This is a genomic window from Arthrobacter sp. TmtSoilC79 (genome assembly GCF_059739405.1).
This window is the reverse complement of sequence record NZ_AP046051.1, coordinates 4,143,650-4,157,197: the sequence shown is the minus strand read 5'-3', so window position 1 is coordinate 4,157,197 and position 13,548 is coordinate 4,143,650. Positions and strand designations below refer to the sequence as shown.

General features: G+C 63.4%; 10 protein-coding genes. All 10 read left to right on the top strand.

Annotated elements, in window-relative coordinates:
- The first annotated feature begins 6 nt into the window (after positions 1 to 6).
- Positions 7 to 948, top strand: a complete 942-nt coding sequence (locus tag AC6JA3_RS19005; RefSeq protein WP_026542293.1) for an ABC transporter permease — start codon at positions 7 to 9, stop codon at positions 946 to 948.
- Complete coding sequence (locus tag AC6JA3_RS19000) at positions 945 to 2,843, top strand: dipeptide/oligopeptide/nickel ABC transporter permease/ATP-binding protein (protein WP_497920500.1); 1,899 nt, start codon at positions 945 to 947, stop codon at positions 2,841 to 2,843. The genes AC6JA3_RS19005 and AC6JA3_RS19000 overlap by 4 nt, the downstream gene beginning before the upstream one ends.
- A complete protein-coding gene (locus AC6JA3_RS18995; RefSeq protein WP_026548136.1) occupies positions 2,840 to 3,727 on the top strand; it encodes an ATP-binding cassette domain-containing protein in 888 nt (295 codons plus the stop codon). Before AC6JA3_RS19000 ends, AC6JA3_RS18995 begins: the two co-directional genes overlap by 4 nt.
- Positions 3,728 to 3,790: 63 nt before the next feature.
- On the top strand, positions 3,791 to 4,651 hold the full coding sequence (locus AC6JA3_RS18990) for a sugar phosphate isomerase/epimerase family protein (RefSeq protein ID WP_497920499.1): 861 nt from the start codon (positions 3,791 to 3,793) through the stop codon (positions 4,649 to 4,651).
- Between the two features lie 24 nt (positions 4,652 to 4,675).
- Entirely contained in the window at positions 4,676 to 5,842 is a 1,167-nt protein-coding gene (locus AC6JA3_RS18985) for a Gfo/Idh/MocA family protein (RefSeq protein WP_223944551.1), read from the top strand.
- Positions 5,843 to 5,930: 88 nt separating this feature from the next.
- Positions 5,931 to 6,977, top strand: a complete 1,047-nt coding sequence (locus AC6JA3_RS18980) for a LacI family DNA-binding transcriptional regulator (protein ID WP_026542298.1) — start codon at positions 5,931 to 5,933, stop codon at positions 6,975 to 6,977.
- A 102-nt stretch (positions 6,978 to 7,079) separates the two neighbouring features.
- Positions 7,080 to 8,486 carry a glucuronate isomerase gene (uxaC, locus tag AC6JA3_RS18975; RefSeq protein WP_497920498.1) on the top strand — a complete coding sequence of 469 codons (1,407 nt, stop codon included), beginning with the start codon at positions 7,080 to 7,082 and terminating at the stop codon, positions 8,484 to 8,486.
- Positions 8,483 to 9,853, top strand: a complete 1,371-nt coding sequence (locus tag AC6JA3_RS18970; RefSeq protein ID WP_497920497.1) for a mannitol dehydrogenase family protein — start codon at positions 8,483 to 8,485, stop codon at positions 9,851 to 9,853. Before uxaC ends, AC6JA3_RS18970 begins: the two co-directional genes overlap by 4 nt.
- Before the next feature lie 36 nt (positions 9,854 to 9,889).
- Entirely contained in the window at positions 9,890 to 11,119 is a 1,230-nt protein-coding gene (gene manD / locus AC6JA3_RS18965) for a D-mannonate dehydratase ManD (protein WP_497920496.1), read from the top strand.
- On the top strand, positions 11,109 to 13,394 hold the full coding sequence (locus AC6JA3_RS18960) for a gluconokinase, GntK/IdnK-type (protein WP_497920495.1): 2,286 nt from the start codon (positions 11,109 to 11,111) through the stop codon (positions 13,392 to 13,394). The genes manD and AC6JA3_RS18960 overlap by 11 nt, the downstream gene beginning before the upstream one ends.
- Positions 13,395 to 13,548: the final 154 nt, after the last annotated feature.

Below are 13,548 nucleotides of genomic sequence, written 5' to 3'. Positions count from 1 at the left end.
GACCCCATGATCAAGTTCATTGCGAAAAGACTGGGCAGTGGTCTGGTGGTGTTGTTCGTCGTCTCGGTCCTCACCTTCACCCTGCTGTATACCTCCAGCGGAAGTATTGCCCAGAACATCCTGGGTGATCAGGCCACGCCTGAACAGGTGGCCCTGAAGGAACAGGAGCTCGGACTCGACCAGCCCCTCTTTGTCCGCTACTTCGCCTGGTTGGGCGACGCCCTGACAGGCAACCTTGGAGCTTCCTGGTTCACCTCGGAGCCGGTGGCCAACTCCCTGGCCACCCGTATCCCGGTGACCATGACCATGGTTTTCACCGCAATGATCCTGATCGCCATTTGCGCAGCACTGATCGGTGTTGCCGCAGCCGTGAAGCGCGGCTGGGTGGACAGGGTGGTCCAGATCGGCGCGATCGTGGGGGACTCCATCCCCGGCTACGTGATCGGCGTGTTCCTGGTAACCATCCTGGCCATCCAGCTCGGCTTCTTCCCCGCCACCAGCACCATCTCCCCGGAGGTGGGGCCGGAGGCCTGGGTCTACTCCATGACCCTTCCCGTCATCGCCTTGCTGATCAACGGCGTGACCGGTGGTGCCCAGCAGATCCGCTCCGCCGTGATCAAGCAGCTCGAGCGCGACTACGTCCGGACGCTGCGCAGCCGAGGCATTGGAGAGCGTGAAATCCTCTTCAAGCACGTGCTCCGCAGCGCCGCACCGGCAGGCTTGACCGTCCTGAGCCTTCAGCTGATCGGCATGCTGGGAGGCGTGGTGATCATCGAGCAGATCTTCGCCCTCCCCGGAATGGGCCCGCTGGCTGTAGCCGCTACTACCCAAACCGATCTTCCCGTGGTCATGGGAGTGGTGATGTACACCGTGGTGGTGGTCATCGTCGTGAACCTCCTGGTGGACATCCTCAATGGTTGGCTCAACCCGAAAGTACGTGTCTCATGAGCGACTCCGTAGATTCAGCTGCAGTAACAACGGCCAGTGCCGACCTCGCAGCGAAGCAGGGATCAGGACAGAGCGGCACAGTGGTCCGTTCCACCGTGATGCGCCGCCTCCTGAAGAACCCCATGGGCATCGCTTCGCTGGTGATCCTGCTGACCATTGCGGCCCTGGCCATCCTTGCGCCGGTGATCGCGCCTTTCGAAGAGAACTTCGCCAATATCTCCAAAACCCTGGCTGCCCCGGATTCGGTCAACATCATGGGCACGGACAGTGCGGGGCGCGATACCTGGAGCCGGCTGCTTTTCGGCGCACAGTTGACGTTGTTGTCCGCGCTCCTGTGTGCCGGCGTCGCCATTGCCATCGGGCTCCCGGCAGGCCTGATCGCCGGCTATTACGCAGGCAAATTCGAAGCCGTCTCCAACTGGGTAGTCAGCATCCTCATGAGCCTGCCCGGCCTGATCGTCCTGCTCACCATCCGTGCAGCCTTCGGCCCCTCGGTATGGATCTCCATGATCGCCTTCGGCGTCCTCATCAGTCCTTCCTACTTCCGGCTCACCCGCACCGCCGTGCAGTCGGTCCGGAACGAGCTCTACGTCGACGCCGCCCGGGTTTCGGGCCTGTCCGACCTCAGCATCATCGCCCGCCACATCTTCTCCGTAGTCCGCGCACCCATCATCATCCAAACCGCCGCCATCGCCGGAGTTGCCATCGCCATCCAGTCCGGACTCGAGTTCCTGGGCCTGGGCGATCCCACCAAAGCCACGTGGGGCGTCATGCTCTCCGAAGGCTTCAAGAACGTCTATCTCACCCCGATTTTGCTGCTCTGGCCGGCGCTTGCCATGGCACTGACCATCGGCGGCCTGGTCCTGCTGGGCAACGCCATCCGCGACGCCCTCGAAGACGGCGAAAAGATCAAGCACCGCAAGAAGATTGTCACTGCTGCAAGCACGACGGCGGACCCCGCCAAGGCGCGCCAGTCACGGAAGTCCGTGGCCGCCGTCGACGCCGGAACCGAACACCACCTGGTCAAGGTGACCAACCTCGGCGTCGGCTATCCGCAGGCAGATGGGTCCATCAAGAAGGTAGTGGACGACGTTTCCTTCCATGTTGACCGCGGCGAAATCCTGGGCATCGTGGGGGAATCGGGTTCGGGCAAGTCCCAGACCGCGTTCTCCATCCTTGGCCTGCTGCCGGACAACGCCCGGATTGTGGGCGGTTCCATCCAGTTCGACGGCAACTACACCGTTGCGCCGGGCGAGGACCGCGTCAGCCAGGAGCGGTTGTCCAAACTGCGCGGCAAGCGGATCTCCTACATCCCGCAGGAACCCATGAGCAACCTGGACCCGGCCTTCACCATCGGCTACCAACTGGTCACGCCCATGGTCCGCGTGCTGGGAATCTCCAAGGCAGAAGCCCGCCAGCGTGCGCTCAAGCTGCTCACCGACGTCGGAATTACCAACCCGGAACGCACTTTCAACGCCTACCCGCATGAGGTCTCCGGCGGCATGGCCCAGCGCGTGCTGATCGCCGGTGCCATCAGCTGCGAACCGGACCTGGTGATCGCTGACGAACCCACCACGGCGCTGGACGTCACCGTCCAGGCAGATGTGCTGGACCTGCTGCGCGAACTGCAGCAGCGCCTGAACATCGGCGTGATCCTGGTGACCCACAACTTCGGCGTCGTTGCCGATCTCTGCGATCGCGTAGCGGTTATGCAGAACGGCAGGCTCGTGGAAGAAGGAACGGTCCGCGAGATCCTCAGGAACCCCAAAGAGCCCTACACGCAGACCCTGCTGGGGTCCATGCTCGAAGGAAAGACCCCCATGACCATGCTTGTGTCACAGCCTGGATCAGCAGCACAGCCTGGATCAGCAGCACAGAAGGAGCCTGTCGCATGAGTGCCTCTCTTGAGTCAACAGGCAAGTCCCCGCTGCTGTCCGTGGAGAACCTGGTGGTGGAGTACCCCAGCAAGCGGTTCCGGGCCAAGCCTTTCCGCGCCCTGACGGACATCAACATCACCATCGGCCAGGGGGAGACCCTGGGTTTGGTGGGGGAGTCCGGTTCGGGCAAGACCACCCTTGGCCGCGCCGTCCTGGGCCTGGCCCCGGTCACCGCCGGCAAAGTGATTTTCGAAGGCAACGACATCAGCAACGCGTCCCGAAAGGAACGCCGCACGCTGAGCCGGGACCTGCAAGTAGTTTTCCAGGACCCGTACACCTCGCTGAACCCGGCGCTGGAAATTGGCGACATTCTCGCTGAGCCGCTGGGCGTGCAGGGCATGGAGGCGGGCGCTGCGAAGAAGCGTGTCAAGGAACTCCTGGACCAGGTGGGCCTGCCCACCGACGCGATCCACCGGCTCCCGCGGGAGTTCAGCGGCGGCCAGCGCCAGCGCGTTGCGATTGCCCGGGCGCTTGCCCTGTCCCCGAAGTTGATTGTCTGTGACGAGCCGGTGAGTGCGCTGGACCTCTCCACCCAGGCCCGCGTGCTGGACCTCTTCCTGCAAATCCAGAAGGACACCGGCGTTTCGTACTTGTTCGTGTCCCACGATCTTGACGTGGTCCGGCACATCAGCCACCGCGTGGCCGTCATGTACCACGGCGAAATCGTGGAGCAGGGCCCCGCCGAGGTAGTCACCCGCGATCCCGAACACCCCTACACCCAGCGGCTCTTGCTGGCCTCGCCAGTGCCCGATCCCGACCGGCAGGAACAGCGCCGGGCAGACCGCCACCGCTTGCTCGCGAACCAGCACAGCCAAATCGAACAGCAAGGTGCCGTGGCCTGAACAGCCAGGCACCCCAAACAGCGACCCCGGGTCCGGAAGGGCCCAAGAACCCCGGAGGAAAAAGTGGCCACAATAGGCGTCCAAGCCATGATGCTGAAGGACAGTTTTGCTGACATTGGAGCGTTCGAAACGCTCCGCAAGGTCAGCGCGATCGGCTATAACGCCGTCGAAATTTCCCAGATTCCCATGACCCCTGCGAACGTGGACGAGCTGGACCGCTCCCGCGCGGAGCTGGGAATGGACATCGCCGCCCTCTCGGTCTACCTGGAGGGCCGCAAAGGATTCGCGGTGGAAACGCTGGCTGACCACTTCGACAAGATCGTGGACGAAGCCAAGCGCCTTGACACCTCTTTGCTTCGGATCGGCATGCTTCCATTCGGGGCCATGAAATCGCTGGACTCAGTGATTGAATTCGCCAAGCAGGCCAACGGCTATGCGGAGCGGCTGCAGGAACACGGCATCAGCCTGTACTACCACAACCACCACATCGAGTTTGCGAAGTTCGACGGCAAGTACATGCTGGACATCATCGCCGAAAACTCCCCGGCCATGGGCATGGAGATTGACGTCCACTGGGTGCAGCGTGGAGGCCTGGATCCGGTGCGGACCTTGGAGAAGTACGCCGGCAACACAGCGATGGTGCACCTGAAGGACTACAGGATCGGCCAAATGCCGGAAGCGTCCTTCGGGCTGCTGGAGAAGGGCGACTTCGCGGGGTTCAATGCCGAGTTCCGGAACGTGGTGCAGTTCGCCGAAGTAGGAGAGGGCAACCTGGACTTCCCCTCGATCGTTCCTGCTGCCGTGGCTGCAGGCGCACGGTACCTCCTGGTGGAGCAGGACGAACTGTACGGACGCACTGTGTGGGATGCCCTCCAGACCTCGTACGACAACCTGGTGGCCATGGGCCACGCCGACCTTTTCTAGATTCCTACACAGGAGATTTCGTTCATGAGTAAAAAAGTACGCCTCGGCATCATCGGCCTTGGCCAGCAGGGCGGCGCCTATGCCCGGTTCATCAATGATGGGCTGGTCCCGAACATGGAGATCGCCGCTATCTGCGACATCGATCCCGCGAAGAAGGAGCTCGCAGCCTCCCAGTACCCGGGTGTCCCGTTCTTTGAGGACTACATCACGATGCTGGAGAGCGGTGCGGTGGATGCGATAGTTACCTGCGTGCCGCACTTCCTGCACCCGGAAATGGCCATCGAAACCCTCAAGCGCAACATCCACGCACTCGTGGAGAAACCTGCCGGCGTTTACACCAAGCAGGTGAAGGAGCTCAACGAGTTCGCGGCCTCCAAGCCGGAGCTCTCCTTCGGCATCATGTTCAACCAGCGCAACAACCCGTTGTACAAGAAGCTCAAGGAAATCGTCGATAACGGCGAAATCGGCAGCATCCGCCGCACCAACTGGATCATCACCAACTGGTGGCGTCCGCAGGGGTACTACAACTCCAGCGAATGGCGTGCCACGTGGGGCGGCGAAGGCGGCGGCGTCCTGGTCAACCAGGCCCCGCACCAGCTGGACCTCTGGCAGTGGATCTGTGGCGTCCCGAAGTCGGTGTACTCGAAGGTGGCGTTCGGTTTCCGCCGTGACATCGCCGTCGAGGATGAAGTGACCGCCGTCGTGGATTATGGCGACGGCGCCACCGGCGTTTTCGTCACGGCCACCCACGACATCGTGGGAACCGACAGGTTCGAAATCCTGGGCGACCAAGGCAAGATCGTGGTGGAAGACAGCAAAGTGGCCACGGTTACCCGCCTGGTCAAGCCGGAGAGGGAAATCAGCGACTCGATGGGCATGGACGATGTCCGCAAGCTCTTCATGGGCCAGCTGAACCGGGAAGAGCTCTACAGCACCGAAGTCATTGAGTTCGAGTCCGTCTGGGGCGGCCAGCACGCAGGGGTCCTGGAGAACTTTGCTGCCAACATCCTGGACGGTACTCCGCTGCTGGCCCCGGGCTCCGATGGCATCAACGGTGTCCGCCTGGCCAATGCCATCCACCTCTCGGCCTGGACGGGCAAGGAAGTGGCGCTGGACTTTGACGAGGACGAGTTCCTGCACGAACTGAACAAGCGAATCGCCGAAGAGGGCAAGTTCGCCGAACGATCCTAAGCGGGACGTTTCACAGAGGGCGGGGCCGGTTGCCGATTCCTTTTGGCAACCGGCCTGTTTTTGTTGCCATGCGGTCTACGATGGAGCGGTGACTGACGTGACGAGCAACGGAGCAGCACCCGCCCCTGCCAAAAGAGGGCGGGGGGAGAAGTCTTCTGCCACGATCTATGACATCGCCAAGCTGGCGGGGGTGAATCCCTCCACCGTCTCGCGTGCCCTGAGCAAGCCCGGCCGTGTCAGCGCCAAGACGCAGAAGATCATTGAGGATGCTGCCGCTGAGCTGAACTACCAGGTGAACCCTTTTGCACGTGCCCTGCCTACAGGCCGTACACAGACCATCGGCTTGATCGTTGCGGACATCACCAACCCCACGTTCTTCGACATCATCCGCGGCGCTGAAACCACTGGTTCGGCCCGGGACTACACTCTGGTCCTGGCTGAGTCAGCGGAGTCGCCGGAAACGGAAGTGACCGCGGCCCGCCGGCTCCTGAGCACGGTGGACGGACTTATCCTGGCCAGCCCGCGCATGGACGACGACCACATCCGTGCTTTGGCTGCGGACAAACCCGTCGCCGTCATCAACCGCGAGATCCAAGGCGTTCCGTGCGTGGTTCCGGACGTCAACAAGGGCATCAGCGAGGCCGTGCGCAGCCTGGCTGCCAACGGTCACGAAAAGCTCGCGTACGTGGCCGGCCCCAAGCAGTCCTGGATGACGGCCCGCCGTTGGGACGGCGTCAAAGCCGCCGCCGAGTGGTCCAAGCTCAGCGCGGTGCGCCTTGAGTCGTCCAAACCAACGGTCGACGGCGGCCGGCAGGTTGCGCGCGACGTCCTGGAAAGCGGGGCGACGGCGGTGATCACCTACAACGACCTCCTGGCCATCGGTCTGATGCAGGAACTGCAGGCCGGCGGCATGCGTGTTCCGGACCAGATCAGCATTGTTGGCTTTGATGACATCTTTGGCGCCGATTTCACCACTCCCGCCCTCACTACGGTCCGTTCGCCGTTGGGGGAGTGCGGCACCCGCGCCGTGACGATCCTCCTGGACATGCTCCAAGGCCATGACGCACCCGGTGAAGCTGTCCGGGTGGAAACGGAACTCGTGGTGCGCGGCTCCAGTGGGCGCCTGCTGGCGTAGTTTCCCCAACAGTTGCTGTGGTGTGAACAGCTCTGTCGCAACTAGTTGGCAATTTTTGGCAACCGGTTGACAAAAGTTGGACATGGCGGCCAAGATTGATCTATGTCACAGTCCATCGCAGCACACCCTGACCGGCTCCTGCCCGCAGATCCCGGGACGCGCAGCATCGCGCGGTCCTTGCTGGAGCGCGTCCAGGACCTGCCCATCATTTCCCCGCACGGCCACGTTGACGCCGCAGTCATCGAGCAGAACACGCCGTTCCCCGATCCCGCTGCCCTCCTGGTCAGCCCGGACCACTACGTCACCCGCCTGATCCACGCCAACGGTGTTCCGATGGATCAGCTGCTTGCCGGCACCGCGTCCGCACCGGAGTCCCGGCAGATCTGGCGCACCTTCGTGGAGGCCTGGCCCCTGTTCGAGGGAACGGCATCCGGTTACTGGCTCCGCACGCAATTCGACAACGTCTTCAAGCTCGGCGCGGACCTCAGCGAGCTTCCTGCCGATGCAAGCTACGACGCCATTGCCGCCAAGCTGGTGGAACCGGACTTCCGCCCGCGGCAACTCTTCAAGGACTTCAACATCGAGGTCCTGGCCACCACGGACGATCCCCTGGACAACCTGGCCAGCCACAAAGCCCTGTCCGAGGACCCGAGCTTCAACGGCCGCGTCCTGCCCACCTTCCGCCCGGACGCCTACCTGAACGTGGCCCACCCCAGCTGGAGCTCCAACGTGGACCGGCTTATCGAGGCCGCTGCCGACGGCGCCACCGGCTACGCCGGCTACATCGCAGCGCTGGAAAACCGGCGTCGTTATTTCGTGGAGCATGGCGCTGTCTCCGCAGACCACGGCGTCCGCACCCCGGCCACGCTCAAGCTGGACCCTGCCGACGCTGAAGCGCTCTTCGAACGGGCCCGCGCCGGCAAGGCAACGGCCGCAGACCGCGATGCGTTCGAGGCCCACATGATGTACCAGATGGCCCGGATGTCCGTGGAGGACGGCCTGGTCATGACCATCCACCCAGGCTCGTACCGGAACCACCACGGGCCCACCTTCGAGAACTTTGGCGCCGACACCGGCCACGATATTCCGTTTGCCGTGAACTACACCGAGGCCGTCCGTCCGTTGCTGCAGGACTTCGGCACGGCCAAGGATTTCCACATGGTGCTCTTCACCCTGGATGAGACGGTGTTCTCCCGCGAACTGGCGCCTCTGGCCGGCTTCTACCCATCCGTCTACATCGGTGCCCCCTGGTGGTTCCTCGACGCACCGGACGCCATGTTGCGCTTCCGTTCGGCCGTCACTGAAACCGCCGGATTCTCCCGCTCCTCGGGGTTCATTGATGACACCCGGGCCTTCTGCTCCATCCCGGCACGGCACGACGCCTCCCGCAGGATCGAAGCCGCCTTCCTCGCGCGTCTCGTAGCCGAGCACCGCGTGACTGAAGACCGCGCGCATGAGCTGATCCTCGACGTCGTCGATTCCTCGCCCCGACGGGTGTTCAAGCTATGACCGCCGGACTTCCGCGCCTGGGCCGCGACGTTGCGCCCCGCCCCAAAGCGCCAGTGCGCATCGTTCACCTGGGCCTTGGCGCCTTCCACCGTTCGCATCAGGCCTGGTTCACCCAGCACGCCGGTGACGCGGGGGAGTGGGGCATCGCCTCCTTCACTGGTCGACGCCCGGACGCAGCCGAGGTCCTGGCCGCCCAGGACGGTTTGTTCACCGTGGTGGAGCGCTCGGACTCGGGCGACACCTTTGAGGTGGTGGGCAGCATCGTGGAGGCCGTGGATGGCGCCGACGTTGGCCGCCTGGTTGAATTGCTTGCCGCGCCGCAGACATCGGTGGTCACCCTGACCATCACGGAAGCGGCCTACGGCCTCGGTGCGGACGACGTCGAGTTGCTTCGTGCCCGCCAGGAACCCACGACGCCGTTGGGCCGCTTGGTCTTGGGCCTCGCCGCACGCAAGGACGCCGACGCCGGACCCCTCGCCGTGGTTTCCTGCGACAACCTCTCGGACAACGGCAACGTGGCCAAGGAAGGGGTGCTGGGTATCGCCCGGGACCTCGACGGCGGCCTGGCCGCCTGGATCGAGGCGAACGTCAGCTTCGTGAGCACCTCCGTTGACCGGATTACGCCTCGCACCACCCCTGACGACATTGCGCTGGTGGCCCGCGAGTGCGGCTACCGGGATGAGGCGCCCGTGGTTGCCGAGCCGTTCCGCAACTGGGTGCTCAGCGGTGATTTCCCTGCCGGGCGACCCCGCTGGGAAGACGCAGGGGCTGTGTTTGTGGGCGGGATCGAGCCCTACGAGAACCGCAAGCTGTGGCTGCTCAACGGCGCGCACTCCATCCTGGCCTATGCCGGCCAGCTGCGCGGACACTCCACGGTGGCCGAAGCACTGGCCGACCCGGTGTGCCTGCAGGCTGTGGAGGACTTCTGGGACGAAGCATCCAGGCACCTCTCCGGTGACGATCTCCACATTCCCGAGTACAGGGCCGCACTCCTGGAGCGCTTCGGCAACTCCCGGATCGCCCACCACTTGGCCCAGATTGCCATGGACGCCAGCACCAAATTGCGAATGCGGGCAGTTCCCGTGCTGCGGGCTGAGCGTGAGGCCGGCCGGAGTGGTGAAGCCGCAGCCCGGATGATCGCCGTGTGGGCTGCCTATGTGGAGTCCAACCCGGGCCTTCAGGATCCCCAAGCTGCAGGCGTGGAGCAGGCCAACAGGCTGGCCGGCGTTGACCGCGTAGCAGCACTGGTGTCGCTGCTGGATACAGGGCTCGCGGGGGACCCCTCCGTAGTGGAGCTGGTCCATCGCCTCAGCCAGGCATTCGCATCCCGCGTGCAATCGGTTGCCACCAGCGGCAATCCGAACTAACAACCTAACCACCAGCCACATCCCGGAAGGAAAGCTGTGAAAATCATTGCCGCTGAAGTCTTTGTGACCAGCCCGTCCCGTAACTTCGTCACTCTGCGCATCACCACGGAGGACGGTGTGACAGGCATCGGTGACGCTACCCTCAACGGCCGTGAACTCGCCGTCGCCGCGTACCTCAAAGAACACGTGGCGCAGCTGCTGATCGGGAAGGACCCGCACAGGATCGAGGACACCTGGCAGTTCCTGTACCGCAGCTCCTACTGGCGCCGCGGCCCAGTCACCATGGCGGCCATTGCCGCCGTCGACATGGCGCTGTGGGACATCAAGGGCAAGGTTGCCGGAATGCCGGTGTACCAGCTGCTCGGTGGTGCATCCCGGAACGGGCTGCGCGCCTACGGGCACGCATCCGGTGCCGACATTCCGTCCTTGTTCGACTCCGTGCGGGAGCACCTGGAGCTGGGCTACAAGTCCATCAGGATCCAAACGGCAGTCCCCGGCATCAAGGCTGTCTATGGGGTGGCCGCCCAGGCCCAGGCTTCGGGTGAACGCTATGACTACGAGCCCGCCGGCCGCGGCAACTTCCCCCTGGAAGAAGACTGGGACACCCGCGCTTACCTTCGCCACCTGCCCACCGTCTTTGAAGCCGTACGAAACGAGTTCGGCCCCGAAATCCCCCTGCTGCATGATGGCCACCACCGCATGACCCCCATCCAGGCTGCCAAGCTGGGCAAGGCGCTGGAACCTTACGACCTCTTCTGGCTCGAGGACTGCACCCCGGCCGAGAACCAGGAAGGGCTGCGCCTGGTCCGCCAGCACACCACCACCCCGCTGGCCATCGGCGAAATCTTCAACACCGTGTTCGACTTCCAGACCCTCATCAAGGAACAGCTGATCGACTACGTCCGCGCAGCCTCCACCCACTTCGGCGGCATCTCACCACTGAAAAAGGTCATGGACTTCGCCGCGCAGTACCAGATCAAGTCCGGCTTCCACGGCCCCACGGACATCTCCCCGGTGGGATTCGCATCCCAGCTGCACGTCGGCCTGGCCATCCACAACTACGGCATCCAGGAATACATGCAGCACTCGGACAAGACCAACGAGGTCTTCCAGCAGTCCATGACCTTCAAGGACGGCTACCTGCACCCGGGCGACAACCCCGGCATCGGCGTCGAATTCAACGAAGAAGCCGCAGCCGCTTTCCCGTACCAGCAGGCCTACCTGCCCTACAACCGCCTCGTGGACGGCACTGTTCATGATTGGTGAGGCAGCTGCCGCTGGAGTTGCGCCCCGTCACCACATCGTGGTGATGGGCGTGGCCGGTTGCGGCAAGAGCACTATTGGTGCCGCCCTCGCCGAGCGCATCGGCGCTGGATTTCTCGACGGCGACTCGCTGCACCCGCAGGCGAACATCGACAAGATGGCCTCCGGTACGCCGCTGAACGACGACGACCGCGCACCATGGCTGGCCGAAATCGGCAGGCGGTTCCCGGCGTCGAACTCTGCCCTTGTCATCGCGTGCAGCGCGCTCAAACGCTCTTACCGGGACATCATCCGCAGCGCCGATCCGTCAGTGGTGTTTGTTCACCTGCACGGCAGCCGCGAGCTGCTGAACGCGCGCATGACTGCCCGGCCCGGACACTTCATGCCTGCCTCGCTGCTGGACTCGCAACTGGCCACGCTGGAACCGTTGCAGGATGACGAAGCCGGGATCGTTGTGGACATTGCACTGACTGTGGAGGACATAGTGAAGGACGTACATGCTGGGCTGAACGGCTCGGCCCAGGCGCCCGATGGAGCGTACCTCGTGGACCTCAAAGCGGCTCCATACAACCTTGATGACGCCGCCGTGGAATGGGTGGAGAGCACCCTCGGCTCCATGACGTTGGAAGAGAAGATCGGCCAGCTGTTCATCAACCACAACAATGACTACTCCCCGGCGTACCTGGATGACATTCTGGAGAACTTCCATGTGGGCGGCATGCGGTACCGGCCCGGCCCTTCGGCGGCGGTGCAGGAGCACATTCGCTACGCGCAGTCCAAAACGCGAATCCCGCTCCTGATCGCGTCCAATCCCGAGATGGGTGGGGCGGGCAGCTGCGACGACGGCACGTTCGTGTCCACGCATCTCCAGGCAGGTTCGCATCCGGATAAGTCCATTGCGCGGCAGATGGGGCAGGTGGCCGGTGTCGAAACTGCTGCACTGGGCTGCAACTGGGCCTTCGCGCCTATCGTGGACATCCACTACAACTGGCGGAACACGGTCATCTCCACACGGGCCTTCGGCAACACTCCCGAGATCGTGGTGGAACGGGCCAAGGAGTACTTCGACGGCATCAGCGAATCGCCCACGGTTTGCGCCATGAAGCACTTTCCCGGCGACGGCATTGATGAGCGTGACCAGCACGTGGTGACCTCCTACAACACCCTTGGCTACCAGGAGTGGAATGCCAGCTACGGGCATGTGTACCGCGAAATGATCGGGCACGGCGTGCAGTCCATCATGGTGGGCCACATCGGAGCGCCTGAGGTGTCCCGGCATTTCCGGCCAGGTCTGTCCGATGCTGACATCCTGCCCGCGACCCTTGCTCCGGAACTCCTGCAGGACCTGCTCCGGGGTGAGCTTGGCTTCAACGGGCTGGTCCTCACGGATGCTTCCTTGATGGTTGGCCTGACGCAAACCATGAAGCGGCGCGACCTGGTTCCCGCAACCATCGCGGCCGGCTGCGACATGTTCCTGTTCTTCCGGAATCCGGAGGAGGACTTCGGCTACATGCTGGATGGCTACAAGTCCGGGATCATCAGTGAGGGACGTTTGCAGGATGCTGTGCGGCGGATTCTTGGGTTGAAAGCCAGCCTGGGGCTGCACCGTGCTTCCCGGGAATCGTTGTTTCCGGCGGCTGGGGCCTTGGCTGTTATCGGCAGTGAGGCCCACCGGGCTATTGCCGCGGACATTGCTGATAAGACCGTCACCCTGGTGAAGGACACGGCGGACAATTTGCCGATCACCCCTGAAACGCATCCGCGGATCCGTCTCTACGGGATCTCGGGCGGCGCCGACTTCACCCGTGCGGATCCTCTGGCCTACCTGGACATTGTCCGGGAAGAGCTGGAAGCGGCAGGTTTTGAGGTCAGCGTGTTCAAGACCGCCGATCAGCGCGAAGCCGCGGGGGAGACCGGCGTGAACTTCATGAGGGTCGTGTCCGAGGAAGCTACGGGGGACTATGCGGAACGGTATGACGCCGCCTTCGTGTTCGCCAACGTGAAGGGTTTCGCGCAGGAGGCTTCCATCAGGATCAAGTGGTCCTCGCCCATGGCCGCCGAAATTCCCTGGTACGCCACGGAAGTTCCCACGGTGTTTGTTTCCCTGAACCAGCCGAACCACCTGATCGACGTGCCCATGGTCAAGACGGCCATCCATGCGCACGCAGCCACCCGCGAGGCCATCCGCGCAACCATCCAAAAGATCCAAGGCAAGTCCGGGTTCCAGGGAACGTTCAACCAGAACGTGTTCTGCGATTCGTTCGACACCCGCCTCTGACTTCAGAAACCAGGCTGGGGCGTCAGCCCGGCACTGCCCACAAGGCGGTGCCGGGCTTTTCTGTTTCCTGCATCTGGGCTTCCCGGCATCCGGGCTGGAGCGCCAATTGTGAACGCTAACAACGTTTCAAGTCAATAGCCTCAAGGGTGCTGGA